General features: G+C 64.5%; 20 protein-coding genes. 4 read left to right on the forward strand and 16 right to left on the reverse strand.

Annotated elements, in window-relative coordinates; translation table 11 throughout:
- Positions 1–220: 220 nt before the first annotated feature.
- Entirely contained in the window at positions 221–979 is a 759-nt protein-coding gene (locus AB6802_RS29195; protein WP_371013684.1) for a heme ABC transporter permease, read from the forward strand.
- Positions 980–1,139: 160 nt separating this feature from the next.
- Here AB6802_RS29195 and AB6802_RS29200 read toward each other — a convergent pair whose 3' ends face one another.
- The 7 genes from AB6802_RS29200 to AB6802_RS29230 all read right to left on the reverse strand — a co-directional run bounded on the left by AB6802_RS29200 (position 1,140) and on the right by AB6802_RS29230 (position 8,539).
- Entirely contained in the window at positions 1,140–2,198 is a 1,059-nt protein-coding gene (locus AB6802_RS29200) for a D-TA family PLP-dependent enzyme (RefSeq protein WP_371013685.1), read from the reverse strand.
- Between the two features lie 381 nt (positions 2,199–2,579).
- The gene (locus AB6802_RS29205; protein ID WP_371013686.1) at positions 2,580–3,458 is read right to left on the reverse strand and encodes an RDD family protein; all 879 of its coding nucleotides are present in this window, start codon (positions 3,456–3,458) and stop codon (positions 2,580–2,582) included.
- A complete protein-coding gene (locus AB6802_RS29210; protein ID WP_371013687.1) occupies positions 3,445–4,461 on the reverse strand; it encodes a stage II sporulation protein M in 1,017 nt (338 codons plus the stop codon). Before AB6802_RS29210 ends, AB6802_RS29205 begins: the two co-directional genes overlap by 14 nt.
- Positions 4,458–5,723 carry a DUF58 domain-containing protein gene (locus tag AB6802_RS29215; protein WP_371013688.1) on the reverse strand — a complete coding sequence of 422 codons (1,266 nt, stop codon included), beginning with the start codon at positions 5,721–5,723 and terminating at the stop codon, positions 4,458–4,460. Before AB6802_RS29215 ends, AB6802_RS29210 begins: the two co-directional genes overlap by 4 nt.
- Before the next feature lie 35 nt (positions 5,724–5,758).
- Positions 5,759–6,715, reverse strand: coding sequence for an AAA family ATPase (locus AB6802_RS29220; RefSeq protein WP_371013689.1), 957 nt, complete (start codon positions 6,713–6,715; stop codon positions 5,759–5,761).
- Entirely contained in the window at positions 6,702–7,916 is a 1,215-nt protein-coding gene (locus AB6802_RS29225; RefSeq protein WP_371013690.1) for a DUF4350 domain-containing protein, read from the reverse strand. Before AB6802_RS29225 ends, AB6802_RS29220 begins: the two co-directional genes overlap by 14 nt.
- The gene (locus tag AB6802_RS29230; protein WP_371013691.1) at positions 7,913–8,539 is read right to left on the reverse strand and encodes a hypothetical protein; all 627 of its coding nucleotides are present in this window, start codon (positions 8,537–8,539) and stop codon (positions 7,913–7,915) included. The genes AB6802_RS29225 and AB6802_RS29230 overlap by 4 nt, the downstream gene beginning before the upstream one ends.
- A gap of 144 nt (positions 8,540–8,683) precedes the next feature.
- Between AB6802_RS29230 and AB6802_RS29235 the strand changes: the two genes are divergently transcribed.
- Together AB6802_RS29235 and AB6802_RS29240 are read left to right on the forward strand one after the other, a co-directional pair.
- On the forward strand, positions 8,684–9,547 hold the full coding sequence (locus AB6802_RS29235) for a hypothetical protein (RefSeq protein WP_371013692.1): 864 nt from the start codon (positions 8,684–8,686) through the stop codon (positions 9,545–9,547).
- A 28-nt stretch (positions 9,548–9,575) separates the two neighbouring features.
- Positions 9,576–10,334: a hypothetical protein gene (locus AB6802_RS29240; protein ID WP_371013693.1), complete on the forward strand. Its 759-nt coding sequence runs from the start codon at positions 9,576–9,578 to the stop codon at positions 10,332–10,334.
- A gap of 37 nt (positions 10,335–10,371) precedes the next feature.
- Here the strand turns inward: AB6802_RS29240 and AB6802_RS29245 are convergent, their stop codons facing one another.
- The 4 genes from AB6802_RS29245 to AB6802_RS29260 form a co-directional block, all read right to left on the reverse strand.
- Positions 10,372–12,057: a tetratricopeptide repeat protein gene (locus tag AB6802_RS29245; protein WP_371013694.1), complete on the reverse strand. Its 1,686-nt coding sequence runs from the start codon at positions 12,055–12,057 to the stop codon at positions 10,372–10,374.
- Positions 12,058–12,142: 85 nt separating this feature from the next.
- Positions 12,143–13,267, reverse strand: a complete 1,125-nt coding sequence (locus AB6802_RS29250; RefSeq protein ID WP_371013695.1) for an NAD(P)/FAD-dependent oxidoreductase — start codon at positions 13,265–13,267, stop codon at positions 12,143–12,145.
- A 56-nt stretch (positions 13,268–13,323) separates the two neighbouring features.
- Positions 13,324–14,835: an amino acid ABC transporter permease/ATP-binding protein gene (locus AB6802_RS29255; protein WP_371013696.1), complete on the reverse strand. Its 1,512-nt coding sequence runs from the start codon at positions 14,833–14,835 to the stop codon at positions 13,324–13,326.
- 98 nt (positions 14,836–14,933) lie between these two features.
- The gene (locus AB6802_RS29260; protein ID WP_371013697.1) at positions 14,934–15,770 is read right to left on the reverse strand and encodes an ABC transporter substrate-binding protein; all 837 of its coding nucleotides are present in this window, start codon (positions 15,768–15,770) and stop codon (positions 14,934–14,936) included.
- A 202-nt stretch (positions 15,771–15,972) separates the two neighbouring features.
- Here AB6802_RS29260 and AB6802_RS29265 point away from each other — a divergent pair, with 202 nt between their 5' ends.
- On the forward strand, positions 15,973–17,064 hold the full coding sequence (locus AB6802_RS29265; RefSeq protein WP_371013698.1) for a LacI family DNA-binding transcriptional regulator: 1,092 nt from the start codon (positions 15,973–15,975) through the stop codon (positions 17,062–17,064).
- Between the two features lie 52 nt (positions 17,065–17,116).
- On the opposite strand, the gene AB6802_RS29270 is transcribed toward AB6802_RS29265, so the two are convergent.
- From AB6802_RS29270 to AB6802_RS29290, 5 genes are all read right to left on the reverse strand, one after another.
- Entirely contained in the window at positions 17,117–18,757 is a 1,641-nt protein-coding gene (locus AB6802_RS29270) for an ABC transporter substrate-binding protein (RefSeq protein WP_371013699.1), read from the reverse strand.
- Positions 18,758–19,256: 499 nt separating this feature from the next.
- On the reverse strand, positions 19,257–20,309 hold the full coding sequence (locus AB6802_RS29275) for an alpha/beta hydrolase (protein ID WP_371013700.1): 1,053 nt from the start codon (positions 20,307–20,309) through the stop codon (positions 19,257–19,259).
- A gap of 14 nt (positions 20,310–20,323) precedes the next feature.
- Entirely contained in the window at positions 20,324–21,001 is a 678-nt protein-coding gene (locus tag AB6802_RS29280) for an isochorismatase family protein (RefSeq protein ID WP_371013701.1), read from the reverse strand.
- A gap of 27 nt (positions 21,002–21,028) precedes the next feature.
- Positions 21,029–22,327 (reverse strand): M24 family metallopeptidase, encoded by a 1,299-nt coding sequence (locus tag AB6802_RS29285; RefSeq protein ID WP_371013702.1) that lies wholly within the window; start codon positions 22,325–22,327, stop codon positions 21,029–21,031.
- Between the two features lie 301 nt (positions 22,328–22,628).
- Positions 22,629–23,525, reverse strand: a complete 897-nt coding sequence (locus tag AB6802_RS29290) for a GlxA family transcriptional regulator (protein WP_371013736.1) — start codon at positions 23,523–23,525, stop codon at positions 22,629–22,631.
- Positions 23,526–23,649 lie beyond the last annotated feature (124 nt).

Here is a 23,649-nt window from a genome sequence, read left to right on the forward strand (position 1 = left end):
CCCGGCCGTTGGCGTCTCTTACGAGACGACCACTTCATACAACATCGCTTATGCAAGGTGTCGCCGAAGGCGACGGAATGAGGGGTGCTCCAGGGAACACCAACGTCTCACTCCGCTGGAACACCCCTCATCCGTCTCGGCGCTACGCGCCGATCCACCTTCTCCCACAAGGGGAGAAGGGGAATTGCCCCCGACCCATCGCCGGTCTATTTAGGTCGGCATGAGCGACACCACTTCACGCCTCGCCGGCTGGACCGATCTCGCCAACCCGACGCGTTTCGTCGGGCTGGCCGACAAGGTCGTTCCGTGGCTGGCGACAATAGCCGCGATCCTGCTCGCCGTCGGCCTCTATATGAGCTTCACCGCGCCGGAGGATTTCCAGCAGGGCATCACGGTGCGCATCATGTACATCCACGTGCCTTTCGCCTGGCTCGCCATGATGTGCTACACGATCATGGCGATTGCGGCGCTCGGCACGCTGGTCTGGCGCCATCCGCTGGCCGATGTCGCGTTGAAATCGGCCGCCCCGATCGGTGCCACTTTTACAGCACTTGCGCTGATCACCGGCTCGATCTGGGGCAAGCCGATGTGGGGCACCTGGTGGGTTTGGGATGCGCGGCTGACCTCGGTCTTCGTGCTCTTCCTGATGTATCTCGGCATCATCGCGCTGACCCGCGCGCTGGACGATGCCGGCCGCGCCGCCTGGGCCGCAGCCATCATCACGCTGGTCGGCTTCATCAACATCCCGATCATCAAATTCTCGGTCGACTGGTGGAACACGCTGCATCAGCCGGCCTCGGTCTTCCGGCTCGGCGGCCCGACCATCGACCCGTCGATGCTGTGGCCGCTCGCCGTGATGGCGCTGGGCTTCACTGTGCTGTTCTTCGCGCTGCACCTGATGGCAATGCGCACGGAGATTTTCAGGCGTCGAGTGACCGCGATGCGCCGAGTCGCGGCGCGGCAAGCGGAGCGGGTTTAACCTTCTCCCCTTGTGGGAGAAGGTGGATCGGCGCGCAGCGCCGAGACGGAAGAGGGGTGTTCCAGCGGAGTGAGACGTTGGCGTTCCCTGGAGCGCCCCTCATCCGACCTCGCTTCGCGAGGCCACCTTCTCCCACAAGGGGAGACGGGAAAGGCGCTCCTCATCCCATCCGCCCCCGCGCTGCCACAGGCAGCGTTTCCAGCACCGTGTCGCCGTCGATCAGATGCACCTGGTCGAACAAGTTCGTCACCACGCAGCAATGATCAGGCACGACCCGCACGCGTTCGCCGATGCGCAGGGCGGCGCCGTCCGAAAGCGTGACCGTGCCGTGTTCTTCGCTGAGGCCCGTGACCCGCGCGCCGGGCAGCCCAAGCAACTCGCCGAACTCGGGCAGTCCCAATGTGTCGGAGGACAGCGCCTTGCTGCCGCTATCGAGGATGGCACGGGTCGCCGTCGGGTGGCTGACCACCGTGGCAAGCACCGTCAGCGCGCAGTCGTCCGGCGTGCCGACACCTTTGGCGACCTGGTAGCGGTCCATATAGACATAGGTGCCGGGCCGGTATTCGGTGACGACGCTATCTTCGCCCGAACGCCACATATCCGGCGTGCCGCCGCTGGAGATGCGCGCGCATTCCAGGCCCGCCACGGCAAGCGCAGCGCGCGCGCTTCTGAGCCACGCTTCGGCCTCGGCGGCGCGGCCGGCCGCCGGATAGGTCATCAGGCCACCGAAGGCGAGGCCTTTTGCGCCGTCGATCACTTTGGCCAGCGCCAGCGCCTCGGTCGGGCTCTGCACGCCGCAGCGACCCATGCCGGTGTCGCATTCGACCAGCACGGACAGCGGATGGCCGGCGTCGGTGAAGGTGGCGGCCAGCCCTTCCAGCGTCTCATGGCTGTCCGCCGTCACCGACAGCGTGACGCGTCCGTGCAGCGCTTTCAACCGTTCCAGCTTGGCGCGGCCAAGGATGTTGTAGGGCAGGAAGATATCGTTCAAGCCGGCATCGGCCATCACCTCGGCCTCGCCGATTTTTTGGCACGTGATGCCAACCGCGCCCGCCGCCACCTGTTTCTTTGCCCAGTAAGGCAGCTTGTGCGTCTTGATATGCGGGCGAAGCTTCAGCCCATGCGCGTCGGCATGGGCTTGCGCCTTTTTGATATTGGCTTCGGCGCGGGCCGCATCGATCAGAACCGCCGGCGTGTCGAGGTCGTCTATGCTTGGCATGAAATCACCGTCCAGGCACGCCTCCCGAACGGTCAGCCGTTTCGAGATGAGGACATGCGTTAAATCAAATCGCTTGGGTTTATGGCCTCGATCCGGTTGGATGTCACGGGCCACGACGGTCAGGTCGTGGCGACAGCGGTCGGTCTCGATCGTCAAACAGGACTGGCAACAACGTCGTAACAGGCTTTGTACGTCAGCGCCGCCCCTCATTGCCCTGCCGGGCATTTCTCCCCGTATAGTGACAGGGAGAAAGGGCGTGTCGCGTCGGGTTTCGCCAATCGCCGGCGCGGCGCGGATTGGCCTTCTCCCCGTTTACGGGGAGAAGGTGCCCGAAGGGCGGATGAGGGGTAACACCGACCCTTCCAAGATACGGAAATCTTCCTACCGCGCATATTTATCCGCCTTCCGGTTGCCAAGCAGCAGCTTGCGTTCGAGATGCGCGCGCAGCTCGCCGTAATAGGCGGTCAGAAATGCCTTTGAATCGATCGGCTCGACCCTGGCGTTGATCTTGCGGGCGATCGTTTCCGTCACCGCTTTCAGCGCGTGATAGTCGTCGCGGCGCAGCACTTCCTCCAATTTCTGCAACTCGGCGATGCCATAGGCGTCCAGCTGCGCGGCACTGAACTGGAAGCGGGCTGCGAACGGGTCCTTGCGCTGCGAAAGATCCTCGACCAGCGCCACTTTCGGCGCTTCGACCACCCAGGTGCCAGCGAGCAGGTCACCGATCCGCAACCGGTCGCGGTTGAAAAGCGGGAACAGCGAAAAAAGCAGCGCCCATACCAGGCCGAAGACGGTCGACAGCGTGTCGGCAAAGCCGGCGCTGCCCCTCGCCGCCAGGATCGACAGCGGGAGGAAGACCTCGATCTCGCGCATCAAATTGCGCGCGATGACCTGATCGATGGTGAGGCCGGCGCCGCTGCGCGACGCCACCCGGATGCCGACCATGCGCTTGCCGGGCGTCGCGGCCCGTCGCCCGGCTTCGAAGGCGATGAAATAGACGTTGCGCAGGAAGAAGATGAAGATGATCCAGACGATGAACAGCGGCTGTGCATCCTGCAGGCCAAGCCCGGCCAGGCCGAAGATTATGACCAGGGAGACGACCACGGCGGCGATGACGATGATGACCACGTCGAGCAGGAAGCCCGACGCCCGCGTCCCGGCATCCGCAAGCTTGACGCGCAGGTCCACGCCTTCGGGCGTGACCAGCGGGCGGATCAGCGCTGCCGGATCCCTGGCCTTCGCTGGCTTAGCTTTCGCCATGCCGCACCATCCGCAAGAGATAGAAATAGCAGATCCAGAACGCCAGCATGCCGCCGCCGATCGAGTAGCGGGCGATGTCGCTGATGATCGTCTGCCGGCCGATGCCTTCGAGCAGGCCGGCAAACAGAAGCATGATGGTGACGCCGACCATGGCGGTCGCCGCCACGCGGCCGGCCTGTGCCGCGGCCGCCATGCGCGTCAGCTCGCCCGGGAAGGCGATGCGCGTGCCGATGCGCATGCCGGCCGCACCGGCAATCGCGATGGCGAACAGCTCCGTCGTGCCATGGATGGACAGCCAGCCGCCAAGTTCGAAGCCCAGCCCCTTGGCGGCATAGATCTGGAAAATCGCGCCGAGCATGCAGCCATTCATCAAGATGATCAGCACGCTGGGCACGGCAAAGGCGAAGCCGAGCGCGAAAGCCAGGATCGACACCTGCGTGTTGTGGGTGAAAAGAAGTGCTGCAAAGCCCGACAAGAAGTGGTGGTCGCCGCCGTAGAGCACGCTGCGCAGCATCTCGGCCGAGGAGTCCGGATTGCGCCCGCCGGCAAGGCTTGGCGGGATGATGGCGTCATACCAGCGCTTGTCGGTGGCGACCAGCCAATAACCGGCTATGGCGCCGATGACGGTGAGCCCGACCGATGTCCACACCTCGCGCCACAGGTCGCGGATCGCGCCCGGCCAGTCGCGCAGGAAGAAGTCGCCGATGCGCGCCCGCATGGTTCGCCGCGCGCCATAGAGATAGAAATAGCCGCGCAGGCACAGCGATTCCAGATAGGCGATCAGCGCATTGTCGAGCGAGGTCGCGCGCGCCACCGACAGCGACGACAACGCCGAGCGGTAGAGCAGCGGCAGCGACAGCAATTCGTCTTCCGACAGCGCGCGCGGCGCGCGTTTCTCGACGCGCGCCAGCAATGTCTCGAACGCTTTCCAGTCGGCCTCGCGCTCCTTGCGGAAGCTTGCCAGCGACTGGCGCACCGCATCGGTGCCGACAGACAGCGTCATAGGAGGTCCTCCTCCTTGAGCTGGATATAGCGCTCGACGAGCGCCGGACCGAGCCGGCTGTGGTCGGCCTCGATGACATGCGCGCCGAGCAGGCGCAGCCTGCCGATCACCACCTGCCGCTGCCGCAGCAGATCGCCGGCGGTGACGGAGCGGGCGACGTCCTCGGGTGTCGCCGGCGCCATGTCGGCCAGTGTCTCCAGCTCGACATCCCGCATCAGCATGAACAGCACCAGATGCCGCTCGGTCAGCCGCCCGACGGTGCGCAGCATCAGTTCGGCGCTGATCGGATCGACGAAATCGGTGAAGACGATGACCAGCGAGCGCCGGTCGAGCTTCGCCGACAGCGTCGTCAGCGCCAGCGTGAAATTGGTCTCCTCGGTCGAATAGTCGATCTCGGCGGCGCGCTTCTGGATCATGGCGAAGCTTGGCGAGCCGCGCACCGCGCCGCTCGACACGCGCGGCCTGGCGTCGAAGGAAAACAGGCTGACAAGGTCGCCGCTCTTGAGCGCGATGAAGGCCGACAGAAGTGCCGCCGTCACCGCGCGGTCGACCTTCGGCACGCCGTCGACCGGCTCGCACATCAGGCGGCCGCTATCGATGGCCAAAACGATGTTGTTGTTCTCCTCGATGCGGAATTCGCGCGCGAGCAGCTTGCCGTGGCGGGCGCTGCGCTTCCAGTCGATCATGCGACGGCCCATGCCGGGCTGGTAGTCCTTCAGCGATTCGAATTCGCGGCCCTGGCCGGCCCGTTTCTGGGCATGGCCATCGGCAAGGGTCGATCGCTGCAAGAGCGTGATCGCCTCGTCGCGGGCGCTGTTGACATTGGGCAGCACCGTCACCTTGCGCTGCACCGGCAGCACGGCCTGGCTCCAGACCAGCCCGAACGGCCCTTGCCAGCGCAACCACAGGCGGTCGAAGCTGGCGATGCCGCGCCTGACCGCGTCGAATTCGAGGTCGAGCGTGCCGCCATTGGCCGGCAGCGCGCCGCCCGTGCCCTTGACCGGCTCCAGCCGCTGGTCATGGCCGACACGCGCTTGCAGGCGCCGCAGCTTGGCGCCGACGCCGGCCGCGATATGCAGCGTGAAGCGCCCGCCGACGCCGACGACCGGCGGCGCCGTCAGCGTCGCGTTGAGCGAAGCGCGGCCGCGCCCGGCCGCGGCATCGACGGCCAGGAAAGCCAGCAGCGCGCAGATCCACAACAGGCCGAGATACCAGACATGCGGCAAAACGAGCGCGATCAGGAAGGCGGGGATCGCTCCCACCGCCGCTGCCCACACTGCTCGCCCGCTCGGATAGATCAACGCGGCGCTTCCGTCTGGTCGACGAGATCGGAGACGATCTGCTCGACCAGCCTCCCGTCGATCTGTGCTGCCGGCGAGAGCACGACGCGGTGGCGCAGCGCGGGAACGGCCAACGCCTTGACGTCGTCGGGGATGACATAGTTGCGGCCGTCGAGTGCCGCCCGTGCGCGCGCGGCGCGCGCCAGCATCGCGCCCGCGCGCGGACTGGCGCCGACTTCGAGGTCCGGGCTTTCGCGGGTGCGGCGCACCAGGGCGGCGATGTAGCCGACGACATTGTCGACCAGCGTGACTTCGCCGACCGTCGCCAAGGCGGCTTGCAGCGTCTCGCGGTCGGTTCGCGCCTTGATGCCGTATTGCTCGATGTCGTGCGAAGCCGAGCCGCCGCCATGGTTGACGATGATGGCGCGCTCCTCCTTGAGGTCGGGATAGCTCACCCGGTGCTTGAACAGGAAACGGTCGAGCTGCGCTTCGGGCAGCGGATAGACGCCCTGGTGCTCGATCGGATTCTGCGTCGCCACCACCATGAAATTCTGGCCGAGCGGATGGGTCGTGCCGTCGAAGGTGACGGCATGTTCCTGCATGGCTTCGAGCAGGGCTGCCTGCGTCTTCGGCGGCGTGCGGTTGATTTCGTCGGCGAGCAAAAGGTCGCAGAAGATCGGACCGCGCGTCAGCGTGAACTGCCCGGTCTGGAAATTGTAGATGTTGGAGCCGACGATATCGCCAGGCATCAGGTCGGGCGTGAACTGGATGCGCCCATAGAGGACGCCGAGCGCCTGCGCGAAGCAGCGCGCCGTCATGGTCTTGGCGGTGCCCGGCGGTCCTTCGAGCAGGATATGGCCTCCGGCAAACAGCGCCGTCAGCATCAGGTCGACGGTGTCGCGCTGCCCGGTGATCGCTTTGGCCACTTCTTCCCTGATCGCGTTCGCCAGGGCTTTCACTTCATCGACGTTCACCAAGCCTCCTTGCCGTCCAGTCATGCAGCTGTTCGGCTGCTTCATGCATTGCGGCCAAATTATTGGAATCGTTTACCGCTTTGTAGCGCTGCGTGAAGCCGTGCGTCTCACCCTTGTCGCGGGAATCGAGCCAGCGGTCGAGCGCCTCGCTTTGCAGCCCCTGCGGCGCGCCGAGCAGGGCGCCGGCGCGCTGGCGCATCAGCGCCGCATAGCGGTCGCCGAGGCCGTCGAGCCGCCCGGCGCGCTTCAACAGCATCGCTGTGGTGTCGACCAGCGCGCGCTTGCCGAAGGCGATGGCGCGCCCTTCGGCTCGCGGCGGCCCGAAGCGGCCGAGCCCATGCAGGAAGGCAAGGGCTGCCGCGATCAGCACCGACAGTGTCAGCGCCAGGAAGGGCGGTTCGATCAGCAGCTTGGCCAGATCGTAGTTCTGGCCGATGCCGTGTAGGTTCAGGTCGAACATCACCGCGCCCTTGCTGGGTTCCAGCATGGCGATAATGTCGAGTGCTGCGGCGGCCTTCTGCTCGTCGCCCAAAGCCGCATTGTTGATGAAATCGGGATCGGTCAGGATATAGAACGGCTCGTCGTCAAGCTCGGTGAGGATAGCCCGGCCGTCGCCGGCCGCGATCAGCGGATGGTCGTCCGCCACCCATTGCAACTCATCCGGCGCGGCCACCATGCGGCCGCTGATGTTGATCTGCGTCAGCGTGCTCTTTGCTTCGCCAAGTTTCGCCTTGGCGATGCGGCCGAGCCACTCATTGACGGTGCTGACGGGCAATCGTTCGACCTTTTCCTCCCAACCTTCATGACCGAACAGCGGAACGGTCTGCCATTTCGGCAGCACGAACAGCGTGTCCTTGCCCGAGCGCAGCTTGATGAGTCGCTCGAGCGCGGCCGGATCGCTGCCGGGCGCGATGGTGACGACCAAGAGGAATGTCGATGCCAGTGGGGACTCAAGGTCCTTCTCGCCGCGCTCCATCGGCGGCGCCTGGCCGTTGGTGAGCCTCAGCCATTCGACAAGTCCGGCATAGCCGGTGCCGCCTTTGGAAAGCGGTGTCGCGCCGCCTTCGGGCTGGCGGAAATCGGGCGCGTAGGTCGACAGCAGGAAAAACCCGGCCGCCGCCAGCAGGCTGGCGAAAATGCCCCAGAACAGTGTTTTGCGGTTGAACGGCTCCTGTGCTGTCTCAGCCGGTTGCGCGCTCATGCCCAGCCATCCCTGAAGGCGAAGCGCTCATAGGCGCCGCGCGCCTGCCGCCAGCCCTCGACGCCGACCGGGCGACGGGCAAACAGCGCGGCCTCGACGATGCGCGCGATTTCGCTGAAGGCCACGCGGGGCCGGCTCGGGATCGGATTGGCGGCGGCGATGTCGCGCGCGGTGAGCGAGGGCCGCAGGAAATCGGGCAGGCGCGACGAGATATCGGCGACGCTGCGGCGCAACAGCAGATGCACCGCCTCGTCATATTCGCCGCGCGCGGCCAGCGCATCGGCTTCGGAGAGCAGGATCTGCGCGGCCTCGGCGTCCGGGCGCCATTCCTCCTTCGCCTCGGCCTCCTTGTGTTTGCGCCACCATGGCAGTTGCCAGGCGACGCCCTTGGCTTCGAGCACGAGCAGGAGGATGATGATCGCGGCAGCGCCGATGACGGCGCCCCAGAACATATAGATCATATAGGGGCCGAGCTTGCCGAGGCCGTCCAACAGCGGCTTCAGCCATTCCGGCGGCTCGGACCGCACATAGGAGGGCAGGGCAAACTGGATCGAATCATCGCCGAGCAGCTGCTTGTGCAACTGCGCCAGCCGTCCGGCGTCTTCCGTCACTGCGGCTGCCACCCGCTCGTTCCCCCTGCAACCTGCGGTTCGGCGCCGACACTGGCAACATGCCAAGCCAATTGCAAGCCGCCCCAACCGCAAGTATCAATCTTGGAGATTTATACTTTCCAATTTCCGATATTCATTAGCAGGGGGAAATGTAAGATGGCATCGATCGCAAGCGAAAGATCGGAGAAATTCCGGATTGGTCGGGTGTTCAGCAACACGTTCTCGGTTATCGGCCGCAATTTCGGCCCGCTTGCCGTGATCGTGGGGCTTTTTACGGCGTTGCCGGCGTTGATCTACAACTATTGGAACTTCAGCCGGTTTGCCAGCCTCGGAACGGCCGGCTTAGCCGGTATGGAGCAATCGGCTTTGGCGAGCTACGGGACCATTTCGCTGATCGCCACCTTCATCATTTTCGTACTGGCTTTTCTCGCGCAAGCGGCGGTGGTCCGAGCGACTGTCGAGGACCTGAATGGCAAGCGTCCGGCCGTGGGCGATTGCATCCAGGTGGCGCTGCGCAGTTTCTTGCCGGCGGTTGGGATCGGTATCATCGCCGTTCTCGCAATGGCGGTGGCCGGCGGTGTAATGGGTCTCCTCGGAGCGCTGATCTCCTTGGTAGGTTGGCTTATAGGACTTGCGATCTTCATCGCCGCCGCGATCTGGGTGCTCAGCATCTCGGTCGCGATACCAGTCGTGGTGCAAGAGAGGCAGGGCGTGTTCGGCTCGATCGCACGCAGTCGGGCGCTGACCAAGGGCAGCCGTTGGCCGGTTTTCGGATTGTTCCTGGCCATCGGCATAATAGCGATGGTCATCCAGCTCTGCTTCTCTTTGCTGTTCGGCCTCACGGTCGCGTCCGCCGGCGGCCTCTCCTCCGTCGGAGCCGTGGTTGGAGCTGTTGGGAGCAGCCTTGTCTCCAGCATCTTCTCCACAGTGTTCGCGGTGGCGATCGCGGTGACCTATGTCGAGCTGCGCCAGGTCAAGGAAGGCACCAGCGTCGACCAATTGGCCGAAATCTTCTCGTAAGAATGACCGGTAGGCCGGTAGGGCGAACATGGCGTCGATTGCAAACAGTGGCGACCGATTTCGAATCGGCCGGGTATTCAACGACAGCTTCGCGGTGATCGGCCGCAATCTGGCCTTGTGCCTTGGCCTGGGCTTGGCGTTCCACGCCCTGCCAAGGTTCGGCGCATGGCTTTGGTATGTGAACAGCAGCACAGCCGGCTTGACGGGCTGGGCATTTGTTTCCCAGCACGCGATCGTCGTGATTCTGGGCTCGGTGGTGTATCTCGTTATTACCGCTGTCCTTCAGACATCGCTCATCCGAGCCGCGATGGTGGATTTGCGAGGCGAAAAGCCTACTTTTTCGAATTGCTTCGGCGTCGCGCTCATCCTGTTTTTGCCGATCCTGGGCGCCTCGTTGCTGGTGACGCTCGGCATCATAATCGGCCTAGTGCTACTGATAGTGCCCGGCATTCTCGTTCTGCTTCGCTGGGCGGTCACGATGCCCGTCCTCATTCAGGAACGACGAGGCATTCTCGACAGCATGGCACGCAGCCGCGATCTAACCGCGGGAAGTCGCTGGCCAATGCTGGGGCTTTGGGTGATCCTCGCCGTGGTGAGCGCCTTGATGAGCCTGGTGATCAATCGTGTCGCCATCCCCTTGAACGTCACGTTCGGGTTGTTGGCGGACGCCGTGGTCAGGGCTGCTCTCCTGGTGCTTTCGTCCGTAGTGATGGCTGTCACCTACATCGAATTGCTGCGGATCAAGGAAGGCACCGGAGTCGAGGATCTGGCGGAAATCTTCTCCTGAGGACGAAGCCGCCTCTGTTGGTCGCGCGGCCGGGATCTCAGTGACAGCAACTATCCCTAGATTGCACGCTCGTCCGGCACAGGCACGACGAGGTGATCGCCACATCCGCCTTGGCCACCGCCGTTGCAAGCTTGGCCTGCAATCCCGGCAACTCGTCCTTCTCGCCGCGCCGTTTCAAACATTCGACCAACCCATGCAGCGCCCAGACATTGTCCGGATGCTGGGCGCAGCGTTGCACTTTGCCGCTGAGACCCAGATCGTCGCGATAGACCTGCTCGGCCTCCGCCGCGTGGCCCTGGTCGAGCAGGAGTGCCGCCAGCGCATGGCGCGGCGGGTGCATCCAGGCCCACGGCTCGGTGTAGGAGAGATTGTCGTCGAGCTCGACCGCGCGGCGCAGGTGATCGTAGGCCTCGTCGTGGCGCCCCTGATGATAAGCAAGCTCGCCATCAAGCAGGGCCGCGCCGACACCAAGCGAGGCGCGCGTCGGGTTGCTGAGGAAGCGGCGCTCAGGGGAAATGATTTCGATTTGCCGGCTAAATAAGTCGCGTTCACGCTCCGCCGCTGCGAAGTCGCGCAGCGTCGCATAGGCGACGCCCTTGGCATAATGCTGCATGGCGCTCGTCAAGACATAGAGCCCGGGATCGCCATTCATCGGCTCGTCGATGATCTCGCGCCAGCGCCCGAAGCGCACCTGAACATGCGATCGCATCGCATGGTAGCCCTCGACCGTCTGGGTCAGCTTCGGCCGTTCGGCGATGCTGACCACGTCGCGCGTCACCAGGCTGCGCACCTTGTCCGCGGCCCAGAGCGCCGGCTGGTACTGGCCTAGGAACATGCAGGTGAACATCATCAGATGCAGGTCGTGGCAACAGCCGAGCAAATAGTAGGTCGGCTCGCCGGCATAGGCGAGGTAGAGGTCGTTGGCGCGCACCGCCTTTTCGCTGGCGAGCTTTGCCTTGTCATACTCGCCGCACAGCACATGGATATGCCCCGGCATGTGGTTCATGTGGCCGGCATCGGGACACATCGTACCCAGCCGTTCCGCCGAGCGGATTCCGCGCTCCGGCTGCGTCGACATTTCGAGCAGATGGATGTGGAGATGCAGGGCCGCCGGATGCGGCGTCGCGCCAGCCTCGTCCGACAGCCGGATCGAGCGCTCGCAGATCTCCAGCGCCTCGAGCACGTCAGAATTCGGCGCCGGCTCGCCGGTTTTGAGGTTCCACAGCCGCCGCACCGTGCGCATCATCAGCGCCTCGACCGTCAGCGCCATCACATCATGGTCGTCGGGGAACTCGCGATAAACCCGCCGCATCGCGGCGGCGTAGGCGTTGTCCCATTGCTCGAATTCGGCTGGGCTTACGCCGTGCGGTTTCTGGAAACGGTCGGCCAGCGCCTCGATCAGCCGCTGCTCGACAGGGCTGGCGCTCGCCGCATTGGCGCGCGCCAGCTGCACATGCTCAAAGCAGCGCCTGGCGACATGGTCGGCCTCGGCCTTGCCATGCTCCTTCCAGGTCAGATTGTAAAAAGGCCCGGCGGCATAGGCGATGCCCCAATGCACGAAGGCGCAAGCCGGATCGGTCTCCAGCGCCTTCTCGAAGCATTTTATGCCTTCCTCGTGGTTGAAGCCATAACACCAGTTCAGCCCGATATCGAACCAGCGCTGCGTCTCGGCCGAGGAGGTGGAGATGGGTCGGCGATAGGTGCCGAGGTCGAAGTGATCCATGCCTGATTGCTTCTCTTACTGCGAGCCGGCACGAGGCGGCGAGGCGCAATCTGTGCCGAAAGGCAGTCGCTTGGCAAACAGCTTCTCAGCTGTCGAACCGCGCGGGGCGAAATGGTTGAAGCAGCGGGCTGGGCGTGCCGCTGGCGATCTCGCCGGCCAGCAATTCGCCGGCGATCAGCCCAAGCGTGGCGCCGCTGTGGCTGAAGACGACGTTGTAGCCGGGAATGCCGGTCAGTTGTCCGATCACCGGCTCGCCGTCCGCCGGTATCGGCTTAGGCCCCATATGAGAGCTCTCCATCGCCAGTTTCGGATTGCCCTCCAGCACTTTTGAGGCTTCCTCGAGGAGGCCCGCGATCGTTGACGGCCGGGCCTCGTAGGTGCCGTCGTCGTGCACGACGACCTCATCCTCCGACCAGGCGGAATCGAGCGCGAAGGCGCCGTTCGGCGTCGGGCGGATGGCGACACGCGGCGTGTTCAGCACCGCGCGCAGCGGGTGCGGCATCGGTTTGCTGATGACGAGAAGCGCGCGTGTCGTGCCGTCGCCTATGCGCCTGCCTGCTGTCGCCGCCATGGCGGGCACGGTCGAGCCCGTGGCGACCACCACGGCGTCGGCGTCGACGACCTGGCCGGAGGCTGTCCTCACGCCGCTGGCACGGCCGTTGGTCAGGACGACCTCGGCGGAGCCGCCATCGGTGATGATCCGGCCGTCGCGTTCGCCGAACTCCCGCAACAGCAGGCCGATGAGCGAAGGCAGATCGACCCAGCCTTCGCCGGCGTTGAAGATCGCCCCTTGCGGTGACACCGCCTTTGCGTCGACACCCGGCGTGACGGCAGCGATGCCGCCAGGTGCCAGCAACCGGGTCTGGTAGCCGATCGCCTGTTCGTGGCGAAAGATTTCCGCGATCTGGTTGGAGGCGTTGTCGGCGTCCCAGGTGAGGCCGCCATCCAGGCGCAGCCAGGCGCCGCAACCCCGAGCCGCGGCGAGCGTCCGGTAGCGGTCGAGGCCCGCCATGCGCAGGTTGTGATAGGCAGTCGAGCGCTTTCGCGCCGAGTTGAGCCAGGCCAGCGAGCGTGACGACGCCCCCCTGGCAAGCGGACCATCATTGACGATCGTCGTTTTCACGCCGAGCCTGGCGAGGTGGACGGCCGTGGAGACGCCGAAGATACCGCCGCCGATGACGGCGACCTTGAGGGCGGTGTTCTTGCTCATGAATGCAGCTTTCGATGATCGGATCGTTGGTTTTGAAGTTGGCGCCGCGGCTTCGCTCACAGCACCTCGGCGAGGAATTGCCGGAGTCGCGGGCTCTTCGGCCTGTCGAAGATTTCCGCCGGCGAGCCGACCTCGACGATGCGGCCTTCGTCCATGAACGCGACCTGGTCCGCCACCTTGCGGGCAAAGCCCATTTCATGGGTGACGACGATCATCGTCATGCCGCGCCGGCCGAGATCGGCCATCAGGTTGAGCACGCCCTTGACGAGTTCGGGGTCGAGCGCGCTGGTTACCTCGTCGAAGAGGATGACTTCAGGGTCCATGGCGAGGGCGCGCGCGATCGCCACGCGCTGCTGCTGGCCGCCCGAAAGCCGGCTCGGCCGGTAGTCGGCGCGCGCCTCCAGGCCGACCTCGGCGAGCCGCGCTTCGGCGGTGCGCCTGGCCTGGCTGCCCGCCATGCCTTTGATACTGGTCAGCGCCAGCCTGACGTTCTCGATCGCGGTGTGGTTGGGGAAAAGGTTGAAGTGCTGGAAGACCATGCCGACGCGCCGGCGCAGTTTTTCCGGCTTCATCGCCAGGATGCTTTCGCCGTCGAGCAGGACATCGCCCGCCTTGGGCTCGACGAGCCGGTTGAGGCAGCGCAGCAGCGTTGATTTCCCCGAGCCCGACGGGCCGATGACGCAGGTGACGGTTCCCGGCTCGACCTTGAGCCTTATTTGTCTCAGCACCTGCAGCTCGCCATAAGCCATGTCGAGATCGCGCACTTCGAGGCCGGCGGCCTTGATCGCCGGCCGCGCGGCCAGGGCGGAGGTTTCCTGCAACTCGCCGACCTCGACGAGCCCGCTGACCACGCCGCCCGGCTTCTGCTTGCCGAGCCGCAGGCGGTTGTCGATGGTGTTGACCAGATGCGTCAGCGGCACGGTGATGATGAGGTAGAACATGCCGGCCATGAGCAGTGGCGATAAATTGCCGGTGACCACCGCCTGGTCCTGACCGATGCGGAAGATCTCGCGTTCGGAGGCAAGCAGGCCGAGGAAGTAGACTAGGCTGGAATCCTTGACGTTGCCGATGAACTGATTGACCAGGGCAGGCAGCACGCGGCGCACGCCTTGCGGGATCACGATCAGCCGCATGCCCTGGCCGTAGCTCATGGACAGCGCGCGGCAGGCTTCCATCTGGCCGTTCTCGACGCTCTGGATGCCCGAGCGGAAGATCTCGCCGATATAGGCGCCGGCGATCAGGCTGAGCGCCAGGATGCCAAGCGGGTAGGGCGAGGGACCGAATATCTCGCGGCCGATACGGGCAAAGCCCTGGCCGATCAGCAAGATGGTGAGGATCGCCGGCAGTCCGCGAAAAACGTCAGTGTAGACGCGTGCCGGGATGCGCAGCCAGGCGGAACGCGAGATGCCCATCACCGCAAGGATCATGCCGATGAGGATGCCGAGCACGGTCGAGGCGGCGGCCAGGATCAGCGTGTTCTTCAGCCCGACGGTGAGCAACGACGGCAGCACCTCGGCCATCGCGTCCCAGTCGAAAAAGCTGCGCTGAAGGTTTTCTAACCAGTCCATCCGCCAAACCTGCCTTGCGCGGCGGCAAGGACGGCCGCGCGGATCTCATCATACTGTCAAAAAACCGCCGGCATTCGCGCCGGCGGGAACAATGCAGGTCAGTTCTTCTTGGGGAGATATTGCTCGGGCATCGGCGATCCGGGGAACCATTTCTGGTAGAGGTCCCGCCAGGTGCCGTCCTGCATGGCTTCGTGGATGCCCTTGTTGAGCGCTTCGCGGAAGGCGTCGTTGCCCTTGCGTATGACAAAGCCGGCCGGCGCGTCGAAGGACGGGATGTTGATGGCGATCTTCAGGCCCGGATAGCGCTCGCCATATTGTTTCGCCGCCTCATAATCGAGGAAGTGACCATCGATCGTGCCGTTGTTGAGCGCGGCGATGGCCGAGTTGTTGTCGGGGAACTTCACCAGATCGGTGCTCGTGAAGGTCTTGGTGGCATAGATTTCCTGCAGCGTGCCCTGCACGACGCCCAAGCGCTTGCCGGCGAGGCCTTCGGCGCCGGTGATCTTGGGGTCGGACGTCAGCACCGACAGGTAGCCGGCGAGATAGCCGTCGGAAAAATCGACCGTCTTCTTGCGCTTTTCCGTCGTTCCGATTGCCGCGACGGCCACATCGAAACGTTGATTGGCGACCGATGGCATCAGCGCCGAGAAATCCTGGCCGGTGAAGTTCACCTGGTCCGGCTTGAAGCCCATCCGGCCGACGACGTTGAGGAAGAATTCAAGATCGAAACCGGTGAATTTGCCGTCGGCGGTGGTGAAGGCATAGGGCTTGGCATCGCCCATCGTTCCGACGCTGATCACCTTGGGATCGATGAGATTATAGGGATTGTCCGCTGCCCAGGCCTTGGGCAGGGACAGCGCCGTCAGCGCAATGGCGAAGACGAGCGAGCCGAGGCTTGGCCGCCGGCTCGCTGTGAAAAGACCTCTGATGCTCATTGGTTGTTCTCCACTCTGAAGATCGGTGCGCGCTGGGCATTGAAACTGCACAGCGGCAATTCGACATGGCTTCCGATGCGACGCCTCCGGGCGTTCTTTTTCTCAAGAGACCGGTCTCAAACGCGAATGAGACCGGTCTCTTGACATTTGTAGGCATAGGAACGACCATCCGTCAACGAATTTGAAAGCGATTTTCGCAAGAATGAAGCGTCCACCCAAGGTTCCCTCCATCACTGTCAGCGACGTCGCTCGCGAGGCCAAGGTTTCCAAGGCAACCGCGGCTCGCGTGCTGGGCGGCTACGGTACGGTCAGCGAGACAGTCCGCGCGGCTGTGCTGGAGGCGGCCAAGGCGCTCGATTACCGGCCGAACGAACTGGCGCGCAGCATGACCACCGGGCGGTCAGGCAGTATCGGCGTGGTCGTCGGCGACATCGAGAACCCGTTCTTCTCGCTCGCCGTGCGCGGCATCAGCGACGTAGCGCGCTTGTCCGGCATCAATGTCATCCTCGCCAATTCAGGCGAGGACGTCGAAGCGGAGAAGAATGCGATACGCGTTCTGATGGCAAAGCAGGTCGACGGACTGATCGTGACGCCCGCACAGTCGGGCGAGATCGCCCATCTCAAGGAGATCGCCTGTCCGCTCGCGCTGCTCGACCGAGCGTTGCCGGATCTGGACGTCGATACCGTCACGGTGGACGACCGCGACGCCGCCCGGCGCGCCACGCGCATCCTGACTCAGGCAGGGCATCGAAGGATCGCCTATGTCACCGCCGCTGTGTTGTCCGGAGACTTTCGCGGCGCCGCCTCGAGGATCAATACCTCAACGGTGCGCGAGCGCATCATGGGCTTCCTCGACGCCTGCCGCGAAGCCGGCGTGGACGGTGCCGAGCGCAACATTCATTTCGGCAGCGGCCGGTCGCCAGGCGCGCATGCCTTGATGCAGGACTTGCTGCGCAGCCATGACCGGCCGACGGCGATCCTGGCGTCGGATAGCGTCGTGGCGCTGGACCTGTTCAAGGCGATCCGCGAATGCGGTCTCAGCATCCCGCGCGACATATCGCTGATCACCTTCCACGATGCGGACTGGACGAGCGTCACCACGCCGCCGATCACCGTCATCGACCAGCCTGTCTATGCGCTGGGAAAATCCGTGGCGGAGCTGTTGATACGCCGGCTGAAAGGCGACGACCGCCCGCCCGAAAGGATCGTGCTGCCGACGACGATCATCGAACGGATGTCGGTCGGTCCGTCGCCACTGGCTGGAGAGGCTTCAACCTTGCGGCAAGAACGATAGTCGGCCGGCGCGGCTCACTTGAACCGCGCCGACCGATGGCGCCCTGGGAGGATCAGGCCTCCAACCACACCGTCTCGAAATGCTGTTCGAGCGCCTGGTGTTGCACGCAGCCATGCACGCCCTTGCGGTAGGTGCGGTAGACCGAGCGCCAGTAGGGCTGGATGATGATGCCGCTATCGCGCAAATTCGTCTCGATCTTGGCCATGATCTCCTTGCGCTGTGCCGCATCGGGTGTCGCCAGCGCCTTGTCAAGAAGCTCGTCGAACTCCTTGTTCGCATAGGCGCTTTCGTTCCAGGCGCCGCCCGATTTATAGGCGAGAGCCAGCACCTGGACGCCGAGCGGACGACCCAGCCACTCAGTGCAGGAATAGGGGAATTTCGCCCAGTCGTTCCAGAAGGTGGCGGCCGGCAGCACGGTGCGCTTGATCTTCAACCCGGCCTCGCGGATCTGCGCGGCGATCGCGTCGGCCGTGGTCTTTTGCCATTCGATATCGACCGAGATCAGCTCAAATTCGTGGTCGGCCTTGCCGGCTTCCGAGATCAGCTTCTTCGCCTGCTCGACGTCGCGTTTGGCCGGTCCGATATCGGCGAATTCGGGATGCATCGGGCCGACATGGTGGTTGTCGGCGGGTTTTCCCCTGCCGTCGAGGCCGAGCTTCAGCACCGCCGCATTGTCGACGGCAAGCTGGGCGGCGCGCCGCACCTTGACGTCGTCATAGGGCGCGTTGGCGACGTTGAAGCGGGCAACGATCGTCGAGCCGGTGGCGATCTCGGAATTCTGCAAACCCATCTTGTCGGTCTGCGAGACGGCGTCCGAAGCGGTCTCGTGGTCGGTGTCGATCTCGCCGGATTCGAAGGCCGACAGCATGGCGTTTGGGTCGGAGCCGTAATCGACCCATTTGATGCCGTCGAGATGGAACTCGCCCTTCCACCACGGCTTGTCCTTGCGCTTCACCTCCGCGCCGGTCTCGGCGTCCCAACTGACCAGCTCGCAAGGGCCGGTGGTGATGGCGAGCGCCTTCCTCGGGTCGGCGTCGCCGTCATAGGAACGGTGCATGATCAGCGCCGGATAATCGGCCATGCCGGCGATCAGCGAGATGTCGGGCTTGGGCAGGTTGATCTTGATGGTGTGGTCGTCGACTTTCTGGATACCTCCATCGACCGCTTTCTTGGTGTCGGCGTTGACCAGCGCGCCCATGCGCGCGGCGACCGAATTGCCGGCGACGGAGGCGTCGCACCAGCGGTTGAGGTTGTGGATCACGTCGTCGGCGTTGAAGGCGTCGCCATTCGACCAGGTGATGCCCTTGCGGACATGGAGCGTGACGGTTTTTGCATCGTCGCTGGTTTCCCAGCTTTCGAGCAGCCACGGCTCGAAGGAAAAGTCGGTGTTCCAGCGCACCAGATATTCGTTGCAGTGGCGCGCCACATTCGACATCTCGACGCCGTCGAAGGTGCGTGGATCCTTGAAACCCTTGACGTTCATGGCGACGCGCAGCGTGCCGCCCTTTTTCGGCTCTTCGGCGCGTGCAGGCGAGGGCGCCAGCCCGCCCAACGCCAGCGCGCCGGCGGCACTGACGCCGAAGCCGGCCATCAGGGCCAGATATTCGCGCCGGCTGATCGCGCCGTTCTTGAAATCGTCGGCGATCGGCCTGGCGCGCGGGTGCAGTTTTCTGTCGGTCAGCATGAATTTCATCGTCGTTCCCTTTTTTGTTGGCGCCGGTCGCTCAAGGCCTGCCGGCGCAATGCGCCAGGCCTGCGACAGGCACGAAGGACAACGAACGCCCCGGCCGCCGTCAGGCGCGGGGGCGGATACGACCGCCGAGGCGCCGTTGCCTGCGGACGGATGATAGGTCCGCTTTCCGCGGCGAAATGTTTGGATTTCCGCAATTCTTATGCTCTGTTCCGCAGGGGTCCAGCCAATCTCCGCCCTCGTGGGGGTTGAGGAGCGGTCCGCGTAGCGGACGGGAAGCCAATTGCTTGGCTTTCCGAGCGATGAAAGCCCGGCAGGGCAGAGGGCGGCGCTGGCCCGCCGGTCCATCGCGCTTCGTCATCCTCGGGCTTAACCCGAGGATCCATGCCGTGACCTTCGGGATGGAATGCAGCGGTGCGGAATTCCGTAACCGTTGCAACGCCTTAGCGTCACGGAATGGATCCCAGGGTCTGCGCCGCGCCGCTTCGCTCCTTGCTTCGCCCTAGGATGACGACGGCGAAGGATCGCGATCCTTCGCGCCTCCCTCTGGCCTGCCGACCATCTTCCCCACGAGGGGGGAGACTAGCGCCTCATCGCCGGCGCCCAGTCTCGCTATATCGCCGATAATCCCTGCAAACGCCTCCGCCGCGCGGCGCACTGTCATGCGGGCGCGCAAAAAGCTGTGCACCAGCCGTGGCTCTTCGCGCCACACGGCGCTTCCACCGGCTGCCAGGATGCGGTCGCGATAGGCTTCGCCGTCTGACGATAGCGGATCACATTCGGCGGTGACGATCACTGTCGGCGGCAGGCCGGAGAAATCGCGGTCCTCGAGCGGTGAAAACGCAGGGTCGTCGAGCGACTGTCCTGGTGCTGAACGGATGCTGCGGTAGAAGTCGATATCGGCAAGCGTCAGCAGCGGTGCGTTCGCATGCTCGACATAGGAGCGGCCGGTCTCGTCGCCGCCGAGGCCGGGATAGATCAGCATCTGGCCGACCGCATGGCGAGGATGATGCCGTGTCGCCTGCGCCACCCCGGCAGCCAGGTTGCCCCCGGCGCTCTCGCCGCACAGCACGATCGGGAGGTTCGTGGCCGCCGCCGCGCTTTCGAAGATCGCAAGCGCATCGTCGAAAGCAGCCGGATGCAAATGTTCAGGCGCCAGCCGGTAGTCGCCCGATACAACGTCGAAGCCGGCGCCGGCGCAGATTTCGGCGCAGATGTCGTCGTGGCTGTCGAGGTCGCCGAGCACGAAGCCGCCGCCGTGATAATAAATGACCAGCGCGCGCGCCACCTTACCCGCCATGCGGTAGTGGCGCACCGGAATGGCGCGGCCTTGCGCGGTGAATATGCCGTCGCTGGCGGTGACCCCTTTGGGATGGTGCAGATGGAAGGTCCGGCACATCGCATTGTAGACGGCCCTTTGCTCGGCAATCGGCAACTCGCCGATTTCGGGCGGATAGAGGCTGTTGACCCGGTCGATATAGTCCCACAGCCCAGGATCGAGCCGGCTGGCGTATTTGCCGCGTCCGGCTGTCTTGAACTTGTGAACCGTGCCCATAAATCCGCCCTCGGTCAGAGCTCGTCGTAGAGCCGCTCTGCGTTGTCGAAGGTGAAGCGTAGCGGCACCGAGCCCTCGACCTGCCACGCATTGACGGTGTCGCCCGCCATCAGCCGGCAGGCGTCGAGCGTGTTGGTGACGGCGCCGCCATAAAGCCGGTTGGCAAGGTTGAGAATGCCGGTCTGATGCATGGCCGCGCTGCCGCTGCCACAGGCGTCTTTCACCAGAAGCACGCGAAACCCTTGCGCCACCGCATCCTTCACCGTGGCGTCGATGCAGGCCTCGGTCCACACACCGGCGATCACCAGCCATTCGATGCCCGACGCTTTGAGTTTTTCGGCGAAATCGTTCCTGCCGAAGGCGCTCGCTTCCTGCTTGACCAACATCGCTTCGCCGTCCTTCGGGCCGACCTCATGGCAGATCGCGGTCAGCGGATCGTCCTTGTCGGAGAAGGCCGACTTGCCGGTGTCGTCCAACGGATGAAAGGGCCGCGCCTCGGCAAGGTCGACGATATAGGCCCAGTGATGGAGCGGCACGAAATTGCGCCGCGCCGCCTCCTGCAGGCGCCGGACGTTGGCGAGGATGTCGCCAAAGCCTTCGACCAGATAGCGTCTGTCCTGGCGATGCTCCTCCTGGAGATCGATGAACACCGCGGCCACCGTGCCACGCCGGATGGAGATAGGGGCTTTCATGCGGGTGTGCTGTCGGTGCGTCGGGCGCTACTTGTCAAGAAATTCATCCTCATAAGGAAAACGCGACAGCAGTTCGGTGCCGGTCTCGGTGATCAGGATCTCGTCCTCCAGCTTGACGCCCTCGCGGCCGCCTTTCTCGCCGATATAGCTTTCGACGCTGACCACCATGCCGGGCACGATAACGCCATCGCGGCCGTAGGTTTCGTAGTCCATCGCATGGGCGATAAACGGCGTCTCGCCATGCATGCCGACGCCGTGCATCACCGAAGTGTAGCGCTGGTCGACAAAGCGGTCAGGGATTTTCCAGGCCTTCTCGGCGATCTCGCGGAAAGCCATGCCGGGCTTCACGATCGAAATGTTGTGCTGCACCTGGTCATGCGCCATGCGGTAGAGCGACTTCTGGTAGGGCGTCGGCCGGCCCGGACCGCAGCGGAAGGTGCGCGAGAAGTCAGAATAATAGCCGTAGCAGCCGATCGTGTCGGTATCGAGCGCCAGCAATTCACCTGGCCTGATCTTGCGGCCGCTGGCTTCGTTGAACCAGGGGTTGGTGCGCTGCCCGGAGGTGAGCAGCCTTGTCTCGATGAATTCGCCGCCCTGGCGGATCACTTCGCCATACATGATGGCGAACAGCTCGTTCTCGGAAACGCCGGGCTTAATCGCCTCGCGCACCGCGGCCACCGCGGCTTCGGCGCCGGCCATCGAGGCCAGCAGGCATTTCACTTCCTCCGGCGTCTTCACCGCGCGCACGGCGAGAATCTCGCCCTGGCAGTCCTTCACCTCGCAACCGCGCTTTTCGAGCGCCAGCGCCTGCAGATGGCTGCAGCGGTCGAGGCCAAGCTTCATCGAGCCGCCGCCATGCTTCTTCAACAGTTCGGTGATCTCGTCGGCGAAGGGGCCGGCGGTCTCGTCGTCACGGCCGGAGACGGATGACCAGACCAGCTTCGACGGCCGCGCCTCGTCGATTGTGTCGAGCACCATCGAGACATGGTAGCTCTGCGGATATTCAAACAGCACGACCGGCCCTTCGGTCGGGATGAAGAAATACCGCGTCGAGTTGCGCAGGAAATAGCCGAACATGTTGCGCGAGCCGGTGGCGTAGCGCTGATTGTAAGGGTCGAACAAAACGATGCCGCCATAGCCCGTCTCACGCATCCAGGCGCGCAGTTTTGCCAGCCGGCCTTTGCGCAGCGCGTCGGCATCGATGAAGGACGGCTCGGTGTCGGACAGCCACATGCCGCCGGCGGGATCGGCCGCCGCCGGGTGGCGCATGCGATCCTTGAAGTCGACATCCTCGGTGCTGTCGGGGTCGAATACGACGATGCTCATGGGATTCTCCTGATGCGGAGACCATGGGCTACGCATCGCACGAAGTACGTGCGGATTTCCGCAGGTGTTGTGCCAGATGCCGCTAGGAAATTCATGCCGCGTTCCTTCGCGCCCCCCTCTGTCCTGCCGGACATCTCCCCCACGAGGGGGGAGATCACCTGCCGCAATGGCTTTCGCCAATTGCCAACGTTGCAGAAAGTGCGGGGCTCTGAAGCTGCCAATCTCCCCCCAAGTGGGGGAGATGTCCGGCAGGACAGAGAGGGGCGCTGTCCCGCCAGCGTCTCAGCGCGCCAGTGCGCACCTAATGCCGACGCGTCGCCTTGGGCGCGTGCCCATGCTCCTCGCGAAACGCCCGCGCAAAACTCGACATCGAGGCAAACCCGCAGGCCAGCGCGACGTCGCGCACCATCAGTGTCGAATGCGCCAAAAGGTCGGCGGCGCGTTTCAGCCTGAGCCGCCGGTAATAGCCATTGGGCGAGATATCCAGCTCGGCGCGGAAATTGCGCTCGAGCTTGTCCGGTGACACACCCAGCCTTGTCGCAAGCTCCGCCATGCCGAGCCGCTCCTCGACCGCGTCCTCCATGATGGCAATGGCCGACAGCACCAGTTCGTTCTGCACGCCGGTACGCAGCCTGAGCGGCATCAGCTTGCGATCGACACTGGAGCGCAATTGGCTGTGCACGAACCATTCGGCGACACCCGCCGCGAGCTCCGCGCCGTAATCGCGCGTGATGATCTCCAGCATCATGTCGAGGCTGCCGACGCCGCCGGCCGACGTGAAACGCTTCCGGTCGATGACGAAGAGGTCGCGCCGAAGCTCGATGTCCGGGAAGGCCTCGGTGAAGGCGGCCTGGCTCGTCCAGTGCAAGGTGCAGGCGTGGCCGTCGAGCAGGCCGGCGCGAGCGAGGAAGAAGGCCGCGTCGGCCACGGCGCCGATATGGGCGCCGCCGCGCAGGCTCTTGCGGATCCAGCTCATCGCCTCGTCGGCCACGACATGATCGGCATCGCCGCCCGAGCAGACGACGATGCGGTCGACCTTCGGCGCGTCGGCGGCTGAAAAGCCGGGCTGGATGACGACGCCGTTGGAGGCCTCGACCGTGCCTTGGTCGGCACCGACGATCACCCAGCGATAGCAACCGCGCCTGGCCAGCACATTGGCCCCGCGCAGCGGCTCGATAACGGACGAAAACGCCATCATCGGGAAGCCCGGGAAAACCAGCACGGCGAAGGTGAGGGGCGCCTCGCTGGCGGCCGGCTGTGCGTGGTCGCGTTTTCGGGTGGCGAGGGTGGCAATCACGATTGTGTATTTCCCGGGCGCAGCA

Origin of the sequence: Mesorhizobium sp. RCC_202, assembly GCF_041355295.1 — a bacterium.
GTDB lineage: Bacteria > Pseudomonadota > Alphaproteobacteria > Rhizobiales > Rhizobiaceae > Mesorhizobium.